Annotated in this window: 15 protein-coding genes; 9 read left to right on the forward strand and 6 right to left on the reverse strand. The window is 52.3% G+C overall.

The window, feature by feature from the left end:
- Positions 1-17 precede the first annotated feature (17 nt).
- The 5 genes from rsmE to metK all read right to left on the reverse strand — a co-directional run bounded on the left by rsmE (position 18) and on the right by metK (position 5151).
- Positions 18-749, reverse strand: coding sequence for a 16S rRNA (uracil(1498)-N(3))-methyltransferase (rsmE, locus tag I6L54_RS05715; RefSeq protein WP_040232093.1), 732 nt, complete (start codon positions 747-749; stop codon positions 18-20).
- Positions 750-823: 74 nt separating this feature from the next.
- Positions 824-1531: a deoxyribonuclease I gene (gene endA, locus I6L54_RS05720; RefSeq protein WP_005123302.1), complete on the reverse strand. Its 708-nt coding sequence runs from the start codon at positions 1529-1531 to the stop codon at positions 824-826.
- A 94-nt stretch (positions 1532-1625) separates the two neighbouring features.
- Complete coding sequence (locus tag I6L54_RS05725; RefSeq protein ID WP_040232095.1) at positions 1626-2123, reverse strand: SprT family zinc-dependent metalloprotease; 498 nt, start codon at positions 2121-2123, stop codon at positions 1626-1628.
- Positions 2124-2200: 77 nt separating this feature from the next.
- Complete coding sequence (galP, locus tag I6L54_RS05730; RefSeq protein WP_005123305.1) at positions 2201-3595, reverse strand: galactose/proton symporter; 1395 nt, start codon at positions 3593-3595, stop codon at positions 2201-2203.
- A 401-nt stretch (positions 3596-3996) separates the two neighbouring features.
- Positions 3997-5151, reverse strand: coding sequence for a methionine adenosyltransferase (gene metK, locus I6L54_RS05735; RefSeq protein ID WP_040232098.1), 1155 nt, complete (start codon positions 5149-5151; stop codon positions 3997-3999).
- Between the two features lie 540 nt (positions 5152-5691).
- On the opposite strand from metK, the gene I6L54_RS24460 reads away from it, so the two are divergent.
- From I6L54_RS24460 to speB, 4 genes are all read left to right on the forward strand, one after another.
- Positions 5692-5829: a small protein YqgG gene (locus I6L54_RS24460; RefSeq protein WP_269149342.1), complete on the forward strand. Its 138-nt coding sequence runs from the start codon at positions 5692-5694 to the stop codon at positions 5827-5829.
- Between the two features lie 91 nt (positions 5830-5920).
- Positions 5921-6067, forward strand: coding sequence for an acid stress response protein YqgB (yqgB, locus tag I6L54_RS05745; RefSeq protein ID WP_005123310.1), 147 nt, complete (start codon positions 5921-5923; stop codon positions 6065-6067).
- The gene (speA, locus tag I6L54_RS05750) at positions 6060-8036 is read left to right on the forward strand and encodes a biosynthetic arginine decarboxylase (protein ID WP_072041463.1); all 1977 of its coding nucleotides are present in this window, start codon (positions 6060-6062) and stop codon (positions 8034-8036) included. The genes yqgB and speA overlap by 8 nt, the downstream gene beginning before the upstream one ends.
- Before the next feature lie 142 nt (positions 8037-8178).
- Complete coding sequence (gene speB / locus I6L54_RS05755; RefSeq protein WP_005123314.1) at positions 8179-9099, forward strand: agmatinase; 921 nt, start codon at positions 8179-8181, stop codon at positions 9097-9099.
- 102 nt (positions 9100-9201) lie between these two features.
- Here the strand turns inward: speB and loiP are convergent, their stop codons facing one another.
- Positions 9202-9960 (reverse strand): metalloprotease LoiP, encoded by a 759-nt coding sequence (gene loiP / locus I6L54_RS05760; protein WP_005123315.1) that lies wholly within the window; start codon positions 9958-9960, stop codon positions 9202-9204.
- 279 nt (positions 9961-10239) lie between these two features.
- On the opposite strand from loiP, the gene tkt reads away from it, so the two are divergent.
- The 5 genes from tkt to glpX all read left to right on the forward strand — a co-directional run bounded on the left by tkt (position 10240) and on the right by glpX (position 16667).
- Positions 10240-12231: a transketolase gene (gene tkt, locus I6L54_RS05765; RefSeq protein ID WP_040232100.1), complete on the forward strand. Its 1992-nt coding sequence runs from the start codon at positions 10240-10242 to the stop codon at positions 12229-12231.
- 315 nt (positions 12232-12546) lie between these two features.
- Entirely contained in the window at positions 12547-12990 is a 444-nt protein-coding gene (gene cmtB / locus I6L54_RS05770; protein WP_040232101.1) for a PTS mannitol transporter subunit IIA, read from the forward strand.
- Positions 12991-13017: 27 nt separating this feature from the next.
- Positions 13018-14397 (forward strand): PTS mannitol transporter subunit IIBC, encoded by a 1380-nt coding sequence (locus tag I6L54_RS05775; RefSeq protein WP_040232102.1) that lies wholly within the window; start codon positions 13018-13020, stop codon positions 14395-14397.
- Positions 14398-14421: 24 nt separating this feature from the next.
- Complete coding sequence (locus tag I6L54_RS05780; RefSeq protein WP_040232104.1) at positions 14422-15699, forward strand: zinc-binding dehydrogenase; 1278 nt, start codon at positions 14422-14424, stop codon at positions 15697-15699.
- On the forward strand, positions 15696-16667 hold the full coding sequence (glpX, locus tag I6L54_RS05785; protein ID WP_040232106.1) for a class II fructose-bisphosphatase: 972 nt from the start codon (positions 15696-15698) through the stop codon (positions 16665-16667). Before I6L54_RS05780 ends, glpX begins: the two co-directional genes overlap by 4 nt.
- Positions 16668-16675 lie beyond the last annotated feature (8 nt).

A 16675-nucleotide genomic window follows, 5' to 3' on the forward strand; every position in this document is an offset into this window, starting at 1 on the left:
TCTTCTCCGTTTATGCCTTAGCCCAGATCGCCAAAACGCACCTGTAGCGCGGTAATGGCGGTGAGCGCAGTTGTCTCAGTACGCAGAACGCGAGGTCCTAACAGAATATCAGTAAACTGATACCGTGCGGTCATGGCAATTTCATCTGCCGACAACCCACCTTCCGGGCCAATCAGCAAGCGGATGCGCTCCACCGGGAGCGGCAGCGTGTTGATGCTGGCGCTGGCGCGAGGATGCAGATTGAGCTTCAGTCCTTCGTCCTGTTCTGCGCACCATGCTTCCAGATCCATTGCCGGGCGAATTTCAGGCACCCGATTACGACCGCACTGTTCGCAGGCGGCAATGGCGATTTTCTGCCACTGCTGGAGCTTCTTGTTCAGGCGTTCATTGTCCAGTTTAACGCCGCAACGCTCAGAAAAAAGTGGCGTAATGAGGCTTACACCCAGTTCGATCGATTTCTGGATAGTAAATTCCATTTTTTCACCGCGCGACATCACCTGGCCCAGGTGGATATGCAACGGCGATTCCCGATCGTCGGGTTCAGCGTTAAGCACCTTCACCTCCACGCTTTTCTTACTGGCGTGGGTGATTTCGGCGTCAAATACCTGATTACTGCCGTCAAATAGCTGCAGCGCCTGGCCTGGCCCCATACGTAGTACGCGGCCGATATGGTTGGCAGCATCTTCACATAGTGAAATTTGGCTACCGGAAGCGAGTGGCTGTGGGTGATAAATGCGAGGAATGCGCATAGTTAAACATCCGCGTCATGGCCCTGGGCTGCAACAGGCCAGGGCATGGTTAAAAATATTGCCGCTAGTGTAGGTTAGCTCTTTTGCGCCTGGCAAGCGCGTTGCACATAGGGGTTATGATTCCCCTGTACCTTCGCGATGCGTTCGTCGCGCTCACACTCCCAGTCGGTGACCGGATACAGCTTATTCCAGGCGTTAAAAAGCTGGGTTTGCTGGCGGGAGAGCGTCAGGTTGTACTGGTCGCGCATATAAAAATAGGTACGCGCGATGGCGCCACGGGCGCGGGCAGGCGGCTCGGCAACTTTCTCTTTGAAATCAACCTTCATCGCGCACTGTCCATACTGGCCTTCGCCGCCGTTCCACTGGCTGTACATAAAGTTTGCGCGATCGCCATTCACTTCACCTACCGCAGGCTGCAGGTTATGCATATCACTTTCCATCTTGCGATAGACCGGATCCTTCGCACAGTTTTTACGCCCTCCGTCCTGCCAGCACTGGCGCTGATGGCCAAATTGCCAGGCGGGGACAACGTGTTCCCATTCAATTCGACTGGCGCGGTTTTCGTTTTTTCGCACTTTATAGCCGCAGGATTCGAGGTCCACGACCCCTTTTTTGCCTTGCCAGTTAATTTTGCAACCACAATAGAAATCGCCTGGCGCATCGGCGTTAACTTTGACGCCAGCGGCTTTTGCCTGAGAAAAACTGTTGATACCTTCGGCGAACACCGTGCCTGAGAACGCAGCGGCCAACAAGGCTGCTGCAAATGAAAGATTACGGTACATCACGAGCTCCGTGTCAAAACGAGCCCGCAACGTAGCGAAAGTTATTCCTGTATGCAATCAGTTAGATCAGAAAAGTTCCTGATAATTCTGAAGATTATTCTGCAACCAGCGGCTCACCGCAGTGGACGCAGCGGTAGATGGCTTCGCCACGTACCACGCGGTTATGGCGACGAACGGTCAGTTGGTGTTCCTGACACGAGCAGCGGTAAGTAAAGGTCTTACGCTGCACGGATTGCAGTTCGAACTGATGCGTACGTCGGGCTGGCACGCCCAGCACGCTCTCCATCATCCATTTCCACTCTTTGCCGTGCGGCGGCACGCGGCCAAAGTATTTCCACACCAGTAAATGCGCCAGTTCATGGGGCACCACTTCGTTAATGAACGCGTCAACGTTCTCCATCAGCAGGACGGGGTTCAGACGAATTTCGTAGGTTTGTAGCCACGCGGTACCCGCGGCGGTGCCGCGCTGTTGGTAAACCAGCTTTGGCTCCGGGTAATTGCGTTCGAGCTTGAGGTTGGCCTGAGCGAGTTTTTCCCGCAGGCTGCGCATAACGGCTTGCTGGATGGCGATGGGAAGACGGGAGGTTTTCATAACGCCAGAGGATAGTGCGACAGGGAAGGGACTGCAAGAGGAAGGCTTCCTCCCAGCGGGAGGAAGCGATGAGGTGATTAATCGTGTGCGCCAATTTCGCGCAGTTTACGACCTTTCATCAGGTTACGTTCAATGTGTTCCAGAGAGACATTTTTTGTTTCCGGAATCAGCCACAGGGTCAGGAAGATGAACAGGACGTTCAGACCACCGTAGACCCAGAAAGTATTGGCGCTTCCCAGCGAGTTCAGCATCGTCAGGAAGGTTGCACCGACGATCATATTGGCAATCCAGTTGGTTGCGGTAGAGCAGGTGATACCGAAATCGCGGCCTTTCAGCGGTTGGATTTCAGAGCACAGTACCCAAATCAGCGGACCGGCACTCATGGCGAAACCAACGATAAACATCAGCAGCATCAGTACAGCGAAGTATTGCGCGGCCGCCGAGTGAATACCCACGTGCATCATCGTACCCAGCACGCCCATACCGACGGCCATGACGATAAAGCCGAGGATCAGTGTAGGTTTGCGGCCCCAGCGGTCAACCAGACCAATGGCGATAAAGGTTGCCAGCACGTTGGTCAGACCAACAATAACCGTCCCCCACATCTGTTCGGTGGTGTTGGTGTAACCCGCCAGCTCAAAGATTTTTGGTGCGTAATACATGATGACGTTCATCCCGGTGAACTGCTGCATCACCTGTAACAGTACGCCCAGGAACACCGCGCGGCGGAAGTTGCTGTTTTCTTTAAACAGCGCCCAGCCACTCTGTTTTACCTGCAGGCTTTCACGGATTTCATCCAGCTCGCGTTTGGCTTCTGCGCTGGTGTCACGCAGACGCAACAGGACGCGCTCGGCATCGACAAAGCGACGTTTAGCAGCAAACCAGCGCGGGCTGTCCGGCAGGAAGATAACGCCAACCAGCAGTAATAACGCCGGTATGATGATAACGCCCAGCATCCAGCGCCATGCGCCGCTGTAGCTAAACGCGGTATCGGAAAGATACGCACCCAAAATACCGATGGTGATCATCAACTGATACATGGAGATCATGCTGCCGCGAATTTTTTCCGGGGCAATTTCAGACAGGTACAGCGGCGCGGTGTAAGACGCAACGCCGACAGCCAGGCCCAGCAGTACGCGAGAAACCAGCAGTACTTCCACGTTAGGCGCCGCGGCAGAGAACAGTGAACCGGCAACAAACAGGATTGCGCCGATCATCAGACTCTTTTTACGACCCAGTTTGAAGGAGAGCCAACCGCTACCGATAGCGCCGACAGCTGCACCAAACATCATGGAGCTCACCACCCATTCCTGAGTGTGTGCGGTAATTTGGAACTCATCGGTGATGAAAGGTAAAGCACCCGCAATAACACCGATATCCAGGCCAAAAAGTAATCCTGCCAGGGCGGCAAGGAAGCAGACAAAGAATGTCATGGCTTTGTTGGAACGCCCCGCTTTTTTATAGTCAGGCATGATGCCCTCCGGTTGGGTAACTAGTTTTGTTGATGTTAAGGGTAGGTGAGTACGGGGTAAAAAAATGCGAATCACATCACATTAGTGTAATCGGTTACACTAGCATTCATAACTAATATTAATTAACTGTTTGAAAATTAACACTTTATAATACGACTAAATATGGTTAATTGCCTGAAATTAAGACAATCCTGAAAAGTAATGTAACATTGGCGCAAGCGTGACGGAAAAGAGATGTTAACTTGTTGTGGATAGAAAAACGGAGCTATGTAATCGCTTCCATTATTGTTAAAAGGAAAGCTTCACTGCATTGTTCAGGTGACGAGGCGTAGGGGGGAAATTGGGGTATAAAAAAAGACCAGCACGAGGCTGGTCTTACTAAGCGGACAGTCTTCAGTTAATTACTTCAGACCGGCAGCGTCACGCAGCAACTGCGCCTTGTCTGTTTTTTCCCATGGGAAATGTTCGCGGCCAAAGTGACCGTAAGCTGCGGTTTCTTTGTAGATCGGGTGCAGCAGATCCAGCATCTGAATCAGGCCATACGGACGCAGGTCGAAGAACTCGCGCACCAGCAGGGTCAGTTGCTCAGAAGGCACTTTTTCAGTACCGAACGTTTCTACCATGATAGAGGTCGGTTCAGCCACGCCGATGGCGTAGGAAACCTGAATCTCACAACGGTCAGCCAGACCAGCGGCAACAATGTTTTTCGCGACGTAACGAGCTGCATAGGCTGCAGAACGGTCAACTTTAGATGGATCCTTACCAGAGAATGCACCGCCGCCGTGACGCGCCATGCCGCCGTAGGTATCAACGATGATTTTACGACCGGTCAGACCGCAGTCGCCCATCGGGCCGCCGATCACAAAACGACCCGTCGGGTTGATGAAGAATTTGGTCGCAGCGCTCAGCCATTCAGTCGGCAGTACCGGCTTGATGATCTCTTCCATGACGGCTTCTTGCAGAGATTTCTGGTCGATATCTTCAGCATGCTGAGTCGACAGAACCACGGCATCAATACCTACAATTTTACCGTCGTCATACTGGAAAGTGACCTGGCTTTTTGCATCCGGGCGCAGCCACGGCAGAGTACCGTTTTTGCGTACTTCAGCCTGACGCTGTACCAGACGATGCGCGTAGGTGATTGGCGCAGGCATCAGCACGTCGGTTTCATTGGTTGCATAACCAAACATCAGGCCCTGGTCGCCAGCGCCTTGTTCCAGCGGATCCGCGCGGTCAACACCCTGGTTGATATCCGGAGACTGCTTACCGATGGCGCTCAGAACCGCGCAGGAGTTGGCGTCAAAGCCCATGTCGGAATGCACATAGCCAATTTCGCGAACCGTGTTACGCGTGATCTCTTCGATATCTACCCAGGCGCTGGTAGTGATCTCACCTCCAACTAAAACCATACCGGTTTTGACATAGGTTTCGCAGGCTACGCGTGCTTTCGGATCCTGCTCGAGGATTGCATCCAGCACGGCATCAGAGATTTGGTCAGCGATTTTGTCAGGATGCCCTTCTGATACGGACTCGGACGTAAAAAGGTGTTTTGCCATATTTAATTTCACCTAAGGAATATTTAGTTAGCTCAAACTGTCGAGTGGAATAGCCATGTGTAGAAGATTCTACCATGAGTCTGCAGATGACGGACACTGGCAGTCTGAGTGTTAATCGGTATAGATGGATTAACATCTGGATGGCTATTTTAGGACAGTTCTTCGCCTGATTTCCAGCTTTTTTTGATTGAGGTCGCATTGTACTGAAAATGTAACTGGAAATTTTTCCTGACGGTGCTGGCAATGTACGTATTTATCTTTTGCATTTTCGTACTGTTGTCGGTATAAAACGCGGCGCGCGGCTCATATCCGTCATACTTCAAGTTGCATGTGCGTTGGCTTCCTCGCTCGCCCCAGTCACTTACTCATGTAAGCTCCGGGGGACTCCCTGCGTTGCCGCCTTCCCACAACTCGAATTATTTAGGATAGACAAAAGCACACGACGTTTTCATCGTGTTGCCACTTCCAGCCGGGTTAACACTTTAGCTTTGGCTTGTGGGTTCGTTCCGTCAGGAGCAACCGTGGAGGTGATACGAGATAATGAACCGTTGTATTCTGCTGAATCTGTCGCACCGTTCTGGTGTACATATGTCCCCCGCAATCTGCATCTTGCATACCTGCCGATGTTATACCCATCTCGGCGCTTCTCAGGACTCAAGAGCCGGTAACGGTCACTAAGAACTGAACAAGGGCGCTCTTGGTAAACAAGAGTTTTCTCGTGGTTTCGCCGAACCGTCAGCATTAAGTTCGGTTACGTGTTTACATTGATATGAAAAAGAAACCGGTCGCACAGTCGGAGCGTCAGCACTATCTGCTGGAAATTCTGCCTGTATTTGGGTTGTTATCGCGTCTATGGATTGCGATAGTAGTCAACTGTTTTACACTTGTTAATAAAATTGAGGTTCGCTATGTCTGACGACATTTCTTTGGGTTCGCCTTCGTCAGCAGGCGAACACGGTGTACTACGCTCCATGCAGGAGGTTGCAATGAGTTCCGAGGAAGCCAGCAAGATGCTGCGTACTTACAATATTGCCTGGTGGGGTAATAACTACTATGACGTCAATGAGCTGGGCCACATCAGCGTGTGCCCGGATCCGGACGTACCAGAAGCGCGCGTTGACCTTGCTGAGTTGGTGAAAGCCCGTGAAGCGCAGGGCCAGCGTCTGCCTGCATTATTCTGCTTCCCGCAGATCCTGCAACACCGACTGCGTTCGATTAACGCCGCGTTTAAACGCGCCCGTGAATCTTACGGTTACAACGGCGACTATTTCCTCGTTTACCCGATCAAGGTCAACCAGCATCGTCGCGTGATTGAATCGCTGATCCACTCCGGCGAACCGCTGGGGCTGGAAGCCGGTTCCAAAGCTGAACTGATGGCCGTTTTGGCCCATGCCGGAATGACCCGTAGCGTGATCGTGTGTAACGGCTATAAAGACCGTGAATACATCCGTCTGGCGTTGATTGGCGAGAAGATGGGCCATAAGGTCTATCTGGTCATCGAGAAGATGTCTGAAATCGCTATCGTGCTGGATGAAGCTGAACGTCTGAATGTGGTTCCGCGTCTGGGCGTGCGTGCGCGTCTGGCATCGCAGGGGTCCGGCAAGTGGCAGTCCTCCGGCGGCGAGAAATCAAAATTCGGCCTGGCGGCGAATCAGGTGCTGCAACTGGTGGAAATTCTGCGCGAGCGCGGTCGTCTGGACAGCATTCAGTTGCTGCACTTCCACCTCGGCTCGCAGATGGCGAACATTCGTGATATTGCCACCGGCGTACGTGAATCAGCGCGTTTCTACGTTGAGCTGCACAAGCTGGGCGTGAATATCCAGTGCTTCGACGTTGGCGGTGGTCTGGGCGTGGACTACGAAGGTACCCGTTCGCAGTCTGACTGCTCCGTAAACTACGGCCTGAACGAATACGCGAACAATATCATTTGGGCCATTGGCGATGCTTGTGAAGAACATGGTCTGCCGCATCCGACGGTAATCACCGAGTCTGGTCGCGCGGTTACCGCGCATCATACTGTGCTGGTGTCGAACATTATCGGCGTTGAGCGTAGCGAACACACCGAAGCCACACCTCCGGCTGAAGATGCTCCGCGCGCCCTGCAAAGCATGTGGGAAACCTGGCAAGAGATGCACGAGCCGGGAACCCGTCGTTCGCTGCGCGAATGGCTGCACGACAGCCAGATGGATCTGCATGATATACATGTGGGCTACTCTTCAGGCTCCTTCAGTCTGCAGGAGCGTGCGTGGGCAGAGCAGCTCTATCTGAACATGTGCCATGACGTGCAGAAACAGCTCGACCCGAGCAACCGCGCGCACCGTCCGATTATCGACGAGCTGCAAGAGCGTATGGCGGATAAGATCTACGTCAACTTCTCCCTGTTCCAGTCGATGCCGGATGCATGGGGGATCGATCAGCTGTTCCCGGTACTGCCGCTCGAAGGACTGAATCAGGTGCCAGAGCGTCGTGCGGTGCTATTGGACATTACCTGTGACTCCGATGGTGCTATCGACCATTACGTTGACGGCGACGGGATTGCGACGACCATGCCGATGCCGGAATACGACCCGGAAAACCCGCCGATGCTGGGCTTCTTTATGGTGGGGGCGTATCAGGAGATCCTCGGTAACATGCACAACCTGTTCGGCGATACCGAAGCGGTTGACGTGTTCGTCTTCCCTGACGGCAGCGTGGAAGTAGAGCTTTCTGATGAAGGCGATACCGTGGCGGATATGCTGCAGTATGTGCAGTTGGATCCGAACACTCTGCTGACGCAGTTCCGTGACCAGGTGAAAAAAACCGATCTGGATGCTGAGCTGCAACAGCAATTCCTCGAAGAGTTCGAAGCAGGGTTGTACGGATACACTTATCTCGAAGACGAGTAAGGCTGCTCGGGTTCGCTTGAACCTGGGCAAATTAACGGCGATAATTCGCCCATACAAGTAGTCTCGTAAATCAATCCCTTCCTCGTCGGGCTTAACGACGCGGAGGGGATTTTTTTTCACCGATTTTATAAGAGGTCAGTACATGAGCACCTTAGGTCATCAATACGACAACTCCCTGGTTTCTAACGCCTTTGGTTTTTTGCGTCTGCCGATGAACTTCATGCCTTACGACAGCGACGCCGATTGGGTGATCACCGGCGTACCGTTTGATATGGCAACGTCAGGTCGCGCGGGTGGTCGCCATGGTCCTGCGGCGATCCGTCAGGTTTCCACAAACCTGGCCTGGGAACACAACCGCTTCCCGTGGAACTTCGATATGCGCGAGCGCCTGAATGTGGTGGACTGCGGCGATCTGGTTTATGCGTTCGGCGATGCCCGTGAAATGAGTGAAAAACTGCAGGCGCATGCTGAGAAGCTGCTGTCTGCCGGTAAGCGTATGCTCTCCTTTGGCGGCGACCACTTTGTTACGTTGCCGCTGCTGCGCGCGCACGCGAAGCACTTTGGTAAAATGGCGCTGGTGCACTTTGATGCCCACACCGACACCTACGCTAACGGCTGTGAATTCGACCATGGCACCATGTTCTACACTGCGCCGAACGAAGGTCTGATCGATCCGAATCACTCTGTGCAGATCGGTATTCGTACCGAGTTCGACAAAGACAACGGCTTTACCGTGCTGGATGCGTGCCAGGTCAACGATCGCGGCGTAGATGACATTATCGCCCAGGTTAAGCAGATCGTTGGCGATATGCCGGTGTATCTGACTTTTGATATCGACTGTCTGGATCCGGCGTTTGCCCCAGGTACCGGTACGCCAGTGATCGGCGGCCTGACTTCCGATCGCGCGATTAAACTGGTACGTGGTCTGAAAGATCTGAACATCGTCGGGATGGATGTCGTTGAGGTGGCTCCGGCCTACGACCAGTCAGAGATCACCGCACTGGCGGCGGCAACGCTGGCATTAGAAATGCTCTATATCCAGGCGGCGAAAAAAGGCGAGTAAGCTGTTTTTTGCCGGATGGCGCTGCGCTTATCCGGCCTACATTGTTGCTGAATTTGTAGGCCGGATAAGGCGTTCGCGCCGCCATCCGACACTGTTCTAAGATTATTTGATCCCGTCTGCGCTCATGCGATCGCGAATATGTTGCGCACGTTCTGCGGATGCCGGGTGATCGTCAAACATTGAGCTTTGGCGTCCTGCTTCCAGTTTTGCCAGTTTCTCAAAGCTGGTGGCTAAGCCAGCCGGATTGATCCCACGTTTGCGCAACAGATCATACGAGTAATCATCCGCTTCGGATTCCTGACGCTGAGAGAACTGCGAGTTCACCAGTTTTTCGCCAAGATCGCCCAATTGCGACTGCGACAGGCTGCCGACAATACCGCCAGCGGAAGCCGCAGCTGCCCGCACGGCGTTCGTACCCAGCGCAACCTGCATTCCTTTTTTCACGTGACCCAGCGCAACGTGACCCATTTCGTGGCCGATCACCGCTTCGACTTCGTTGTCGGTCATCATATCCATCAGGCCGCTGTATACACGAATACAGCCGTTCGCCATGGCAAAGGCATTCACATCTTTCGCCATATACACTTTGTAGTTCACCGGCTGGCCGTTAATGTTATCGCCAAGCGCGGCGGCTATTTTGCCAAGGCGCGTAGCATACTCGCTGCCGCTCGGGGCGATAGTAGCCTTGCTGTCCATATCTTTACAGGCCTGATCGCTCAGCGCTTTTACCTGAGCATCGCTCAGACTGTAGGCCTGAAAAGCCTCCGCGCCCGAAGAAAGTAGCCCGTTTGAGTCCATGTTCTGGCAGCCGGTCAAAGCCGCTGCCATGCTCGTAGCAAGCAGTAAAGCGCGAATTTTCATTTTTTCTCTTCCGCACAAGGTCAGGATTATTCTAAAAAATGCGTCGTTTACAGGTGAACCGACGCTCGGCCTAAGTATAAAGAAAAGAACAATAAGCGGGCGAGAAGATTGCGCAACTTGCGCGCATGATCCAGAGATTTCTGAAGCGGCAAAAGGATGCTCCATGTACATGACACGCGGCTTGGGTTACATTGTTGGCACTTTTTTCCGGCGTAGCCCAAAACGCGCTGTCGTCAAGTCGTTTAGGGCGTGGCCTTCATTATCCGATCTGGAGTCAAAATGTCCTCACGTAAAGAGCTTGCCAATGCTATTCGTGCGCTGAGCATGGACGCAGTACAGAAAGCCAAATCCGGTCACCCGGGTGCCCCGATGGGCATGGCTGACATTGCCGAAGTCCTGTGGCGTGATTTCCTGAACCACAACCCGACTAACCCGTCCTGGGCTGACCGTGACCGCTTCGTGCTGTCTAACGGCCACGGCTCAATGCTGATTTACAGCCTGCTGCACCTCACCGGCTACGATCTGCCGATGTCCGAGCTGCAGAACTTCCGTCAGCTGCACTCCAAAACGCCGGGTCACCCTGAAGTGGGTTACACCGCGGGTGTTGAAACCACGACCGGTCCTCTGGGTCAGGGCATTGCGAATGCAGTGGGTATGGCTATCGCTGAAAAAACGCTGGCGGCGCAGTTTAACCGTCCTGGTCACGACATCGTTGACCACTTCACCTATGCGTTCATGGGCGACGGCTGCATGATGGAAGGTATCTCTCACGAGGTATGTTCCCTGGCCGGTACGCTGAAGCTGGGTAAACTGGTTGCGTTCTATGATGACAATGGCATCTCTATCGATGGTCACGTTGAAGGCTGGTTCACCGATGACACCGCGAAGCGTTTCGAAGCTTACGGCTGGCATGTGGTTCGTGGCGTAGATGGTCACGATGCTGACGCGATTAAACGCGCCGTTGAAGAAGCACGCGCAGTGACTGACAAACCGTCCCTGCTGATGTGCAAAACCATCATCGGTTTCGGTTCCCCGAACAAAGCCGGTACTCACGACTCTCACGGTGCGCCGCTGGGCGATGCAGAAATCGCACTGACCCGCGAACAGCTGGGCTGGAAATACGCGCCGTTCGAAATCCCGTCTGAAATCTACGCACAGTGGGATGCGAAAGAAGCCGGCCAGGCAAAAGAAGCCGCATGGAACGAGAAGTTCGCTGCTTATGCCAAAGCTTTCCCGCAGGAAGCTGCTGAATTCACCCGTCGTATGAAAGGTGAAATGCCGTCTGACTTCGACGCGAAAGCCAACGAGTTCATTGCTAAGCTGCAGGCTAATCCGGCGAAAATCGCCAGCCGTAAAGCGTCTCAGAACGCGATTGAAGCCTTCGGTCCTTTGCTGCCTGAATTCCTCGGCGGCTCCGCTGACCTGGCACCTTCTAACCTGACTCTGTGGTCTGGTTCTAAGGCCATCAACGAAGATACTGCCGGTAATTACATCCATTACGGTGTACGTGAATTCGGTATGACCGCTATCGCAAACGGTATTTCCCTGCACGGTGGTTTCCTGCCGTACACCTCTACCTTCCTGATGTTCGTGGAATATGCCCGTAACGCGGTGCGTATGGCTGCGCTGATGAAACAGCGTCAGGTGATGGTCTATACCCACGACTCCATCGGTCTGGGCGAAGATGGCCCGACTCACCAGCCGGTAGAGCAGGTTGCTTCTCTGCGTGTGACCCCGAACATGAGCACATGGCGTCCGTGTGACCAGGTTGAATCCGCCGTTGCGTGGAAATACGGCGTTGAACGTCAGGACGGCCCGACCGCGCTGATCCTCTCTCGCCAGAACCTGGCGCAGCAGGAACGTACCGCCGAGCAACTGGCAAACATCGCTCGCGGTGGTTACGTGCTGAAAGACTGCGACGGTCAGCCGGAACTGATCTTCATCGCTACTGGTTCTGAAGTTGAACTGGCTGTGGTTGCGTGGGACAAACTGACCGCTGAAGGCGTGAAAGCGCGTGTGGTTTCCATGCCGTCTACCGATGCATTCGACAAGCAGGATGCGGCTTACCGTGAATCCGTACTGCCGAAAGCCGTCTCTGCTCGCATCGCTATCGAAGCAGGCATTGCGGACTACTGGTTCAAATACGTGGGTCTGAATGGCGCAATCGTCGGGATGACCACCTTCGGTGAGTCTGCACCGGCAGAACTGCTGTTTGAAGAGTTCGGCTTCACCGTCGACAACGTAGTCGCGAAAGCAAAAGAACTGCTGTAATTTCGATTACAGGTGAAAACGGGTCGCTCAGGCGGCCCGTTTTTTAATTTGATTGAATTTAATTTACTCCGCGCAACCTGTAATTGTAGATCTGTATCACAAATGTGATATTTAGTGTTATCTGATATTTGCAGCATGAGTCACACAATTAGTGTTGCTTTTTATTTTTAATGTCTCAATTTATTGTTTTTAAAGACTTCACGAAAAGACATTCCGCACCATACGTATTTCCCCCCTCGATTGATTTCATGTTGCCGCACGCGTATTTTATTTTTAACGCTAACTCGTACCCTAATAATAAAATGAGGAAAATGTATGCGGTTGATTGATTACTTTCCCGAATCATCTATCTCAATAAAAGATTCAGCAAAGAACTGGCAGGAAGCAATTGACTTTTCTATGTCATCCTTACTCGCCAATCATTATGTCAATTCAGATTATATTCAGGCGATCAAAGACTCAACGATTAACAATGGCCCTTATTATATTTTAGCGCCTGGCGTCGCCATGCCACACGCTCGGCCGGAATGTGGCGCGTTAAAAACCGGAATGTCATTAACGCTTTTTAAACAGGAAGTGAAATTTGCCGATGATGATGAAGGTATCAAATTATTAATCGGGTTGTCGGCGGCAAATGCTGACTCTCACATTGGCGCTATTCAGGCCTTAAGCGAATTATTATGTGAAGAGGAAGCGCTAACCGCTTTGTTAGCGGCTAAATCAGAAAAACAACTGGCGGATATTATCGCCTTCGCATAATTCATCGTTTCCTTTCAGGATATTATTATGGAAAACAGGTCTGCTCGTGCCAAAGTCCAGGCTTTTGGTGGGTTTTTGACTGCAATGGTCATTCCCAATATCGGTGCCTTTATTGCCTGGGGTTTTATAACCGCATTGTTTATTCCTACCGGTTGGATGCCGAATGAGCATTTCGCCAAAATTGTCGGTCCGATGATTACCTATTTACTGCCCGTCATGATTGGCTCCACAGGGGGGCATCTGGTTGGCGGAAAACGTGGCGCGGTAATGGGAGGCATTGGTTCTATTGGCGTTATTGTGGGCGCGGATATCCCAATGTTCCTTGGCGCGATGGTGATGGGGCCGCTTGGCGGCTGGGTGATTAAGCATATCGACCGCCTGCTGGAAAAACGCATCCCCGCTGGTTTCGAGATGGTTATCAATAACTTCTCCCTGGGTATTGCGGGAATGCTCTTATGTTTGCTGGGGTTCGAAGTTATTGGCCCGGCGGTTCTCATTGCCAATAATTTTGTGAAGGAGTGTATTGAAGCGTTGGTTCATGCAGGTTATCTGCCGTTGCTATCTGTAATCAATGAGCCTGCGAAAATCCTCTTTCTGAATAATGCTATCGATCAGGGCGTCTATTATCCGTTGGGAATGCAGCAAGCCTCTGAAACGGGAAAATCGATTTTCTTCATGGTGGCATCCAACCCGGGGCCGGGATTAGGCCTGTTACTCGGCTTTGCCATCTTTGGCAAAGGGATGAGTAAAAAATCCGCGCCAGGCGCCATGATTATCCACTTCCTCGGTGGTATTCATGAACTGTATTTCCCGTATGTGCTGATGAAGCCTTTAACCCTGATTGGGATGATTGCCGGGGGAATGACCGGGACGTGGGTATTTCACCTGCTGGACGGTGGGTTGGTTGCAGGACCGAGCCCAGGATCAATATTCGCCTATCTGGCATTAACGCCAAAAGGTTCTTTCCTCGCGACCATTGCAGGCGTTACAGCGGGAACCGTTGTTACTTTTGTGATTACCTCTGTAATCCTGAAAATGGAAAAGAGCGTAGAAACGGAAAGTGAGGATGACTTTGCTGAATCAGCCAGAACCGTCAAAGTGATGAAGCAGGAAGGAAAGTTCTCTTATAAAAATATTAAACGCGTCGCTTTCGTCTGTGATGCGGGAATGGGTTCCAGCGCGATGGGGGCAACCACGTTTCGTAAGCGTCTGGAGAAAGCGGGATTGAATATTAATGTCACGCATTATGCCATCGAAAACGTTCCGCAAGATGCCGATATTATTGTCACCCACGCCAGTCTTGAAGGTCGTGTTAAACGAGTGAGTGAAAAGCCATTAGTGCTGATTAAGAACTATATTGGTGACCCACTGTTGGACGATTTATTTAAACGCATCACTGCGAACTAGCCTTCTTCTATTTTTGGAGTAAGTATGAAAACGAAAGTGGCTGCCATATATGGCAAGCAGGATATTCGTATCCGCGAATTTGAACTGCCTGCAATTACAGATAATGAATTGTTAGTAAGCGTAATATCCGATAGCGTTTGTTTATCCACCTGGAAAGCGGCGGCATTGGGGAGCGATCATAAACGCGTACCGGACGATCTGGAAAATCATCCGGTTATTACCGGACATGAATGTGCAGGTATCATTGTTGAGGTAGGAAAAAACCTGACGGATAAATATAAGAAAGGTCAGCGTTTTGTGTTGCAACCCGCGATGGGATTGCCAAGTGGATATTCCGCGGGATACAGCTACGAATATTTTGGCGGCAATGCGACATATATGATTATCCCGGAAGTGGCGATTAACCTGGGATGCGTTCTACCTTACCACGGCTCTTATTTTGCCGCCGCCTCATTGGCAGAGCCGATGTGCTGCATTATTGGTGCGTATAACGCGAATTTTCATACCACGCCTTACGTTTATGAGCATCGCATGGGGATTAAGCCGGGGGGAAGCATTGCGCTTCTGGCCTGCGCCGGGCCGATGGGTATCGGCGCAATAGATTATGCCATTAACGGCAGTATTCAGCCGTCACGCGTGGTGGTGGTTGACATTGATGAAGCACGACTGGCGCAGGCTAAAAAACTGTTGCCGATTGAGCTGGCGGCAGAAAAAGGGATTGAGCTTATCTATGTGAATACCTCCGGCATGGACTCTCCGACCGTGATGCTGCGCGCCCTTACCAATGACGCAGGTTTTGATGATGTCTTTGTGTATGCGGCAGTGCCAGCCGTCATTGAAATGGCTGACGATTTACTTGCGGAAGATGGTTGCCTGAATTTCTTTGCCGGGCCGACGGACAGCAACTTCAAAGTGCCGTTTAATTTTTATAACGTGCACTACAACAGCACTCACGTGGTCGGGACCTCCGGCGGATCAACGGATGATATGAAAGAGGCTATTGCACTCAGTGCAACCGGACAGCTACAGCCGTCGTTTATGGTAACGCACATTGGCGGCCTTGATGCGGTTCCGGAAACCGTATTGAATTTACCGGCAATTCCCGGCGGTAAAAAGCTGATTTATAACGGCGTTACCATGCCGCTAACCGCTATTGCTGATTTTGCCGAGAAAGGGAAAACTGACCCATTATTCAAAGAGCTGGCGCTGCTGGTGGAGGAAACTCACGGCATCTGGAATGAAAAGGCAGAAAAATACCTGCTAGCACACTTCGGCGTTGATATCGGGGAGGCGGCGATATGATGTCGCTGGCATGGCCGCTATTTCGTATCACGGAGCAGGCTGCGCTGGCAGCCTGGCCGCAAACCGGGTGCGGCGATAAAAACAAGATAGATGGTCTGGCCGTGACGGCAATGCGCGAAGCATTGAACCGTATTGCCATCCGCGGGCGAATCGTCATTGGCGAAGGGGAGATTGATCGTGCCCCGATGCTGTGGATTGGTGAGGAAGTGGGAACCGGCGCCGGACCTGAGGTCGATATCGCCGTCGATCCTATTGAAGGCACACGAATGGTGGCGATGGGGCAATGCAATGCGCTGGCTGTCATGGCGTTTGCCCCTCGCGGCAGTTTGTTACACGCCCCTGATATGTACATGAAAAAACTGGTTGTTAATCGGTATGCAAAAGGGGCGATTAATCTGGCACTGCCGTTGGCAGACAATCTGCGCAATGTGGCTGAGGCACTGGGCAAACCGCTGGAGCGACTGCGGATGGTGACGCTGGATAAACCGCGTCTTCAACCGGCGATTGCCGAAGCGACACGACTGGGCGTCAAAGTCTTTGCGCTGCCCGATGGCGATGTGGCTGCCAGCGTGTTGGCCTGTATGCAGGAAAATCCCTATGACCTGATGTACACCATTGGCGGGGCACCTGAAGGGGTTATTTCAGCTTGCGCAGTTAAAGCGCTGGGGGGCGACATGCAGGCTGAACTGATTGATTTTTGCGAGGCGAAAGGTGATAGCGCAGATAATCGTCTGATTGCGGCACAGGAACGTCAGCGCTGCATGGAAATGGGCGTTGAGATCAACCGTATCTATGAGCTCGACGAACTGGTAGGGGGAAATAAGATCCTCTTCAGCGCGACGGGTGTTACGGGCGGCGATCTTGTGAAAGGGATCCAACAGGTTGCGAATGGTGTGCGCACGCAAACTTTACTGATCGGCGGCGCGGATCGAACGTGTAATATAATAGACTCTCTGCATTCATGGTGATTTATCGG

Origin of the sequence: Citrobacter pasteurii, from assembly GCF_019047765.1 — a bacterium.
Classification (GTDB): Bacteria; Pseudomonadota; Gammaproteobacteria; order Enterobacterales; family Enterobacteriaceae; genus Citrobacter; species Citrobacter pasteurii.

What these genes read in the sequence shown, in the direction of transcription:
- I6L54_RS05780 (WP_040232104.1), top strand. Translation starts at nt 14,422, where the DNA reads ATGAAAACGAAAGTGGCTGCCATATATGGCAAGCAGGATATTCGTATC.
- speB (WP_005123314.1), top strand. Translation starts at nt 8,179, where the DNA reads ATGAGCACCTTAGGTCATCAATACGACAACTCCCTGGTTTCTAACGCC.
- tkt (WP_040232100.1), top strand. Translation starts at nt 10,240, where the DNA reads ATGTCCTCACGTAAAGAGCTTGCCAATGCTATTCGTGCGCTGAGCATG.
- metK (WP_040232098.1), bottom strand. Translation starts at nt 5,151, where the DNA reads ATGGCAAAACACCTTTTTACGTCCGAGTCCGTATCAGAAGGGCATCCT.
- speA (WP_072041463.1), top strand. Translation starts at nt 6,060, where the DNA reads ATGTCTGACGACATTTCTTTGGGTTCGCCTTCGTCAGCAGGCGAACAC.
- endA (WP_005123302.1), bottom strand. Translation starts at nt 1,531, where the DNA reads ATGTACCGTAATCTTTCATTTGCAGCAGCCTTGTTGGCCGCTGCGTTC.
- cmtB (WP_040232101.1), top strand. Translation starts at nt 12,547, where the DNA reads ATGCGGTTGATTGATTACTTTCCCGAATCATCTATCTCAATAAAAGAT.
- I6L54_RS24460 (WP_269149342.1), top strand. Translation starts at nt 5,692, where the DNA reads ATGAACCGTTGTATTCTGCTGAATCTGTCGCACCGTTCTGGTGTACAT.
- galP (WP_005123305.1), bottom strand. Translation starts at nt 3,595, where the DNA reads ATGCCTGACTATAAAAAAGCGGGGCGTTCCAACAAAGCCATGACATTC.
- I6L54_RS05775 (WP_040232102.1), top strand. Translation starts at nt 13,018, where the DNA reads ATGGAAAACAGGTCTGCTCGTGCCAAAGTCCAGGCTTTTGGTGGGTTT.
- rsmE (WP_040232093.1), bottom strand. Translation starts at nt 749, where the DNA reads ATGCGCATTCCTCGCATTTATCACCCACAGCCACTCGCTTCCGGTAGC.
- I6L54_RS05725 (WP_040232095.1), bottom strand. Translation starts at nt 2,123, where the DNA reads ATGAAAACCTCCCGTCTTCCCATCGCCATCCAGCAAGCCGTTATGCGC.
- loiP (WP_005123315.1), bottom strand. Translation starts at nt 9,960, where the DNA reads ATGAAAATTCGCGCTTTACTGCTTGCTACGAGCATGGCAGCGGCTTTG.
- glpX (WP_040232106.1), top strand. Translation starts at nt 15,696, where the DNA reads ATGATGTCGCTGGCATGGCCGCTATTTCGTATCACGGAGCAGGCTGCG.
- yqgB (WP_005123310.1), top strand. Translation starts at nt 5,921, where the DNA reads ATGAAAAAGAAACCGGTCGCACAGTCGGAGCGTCAGCACTATCTGCTG.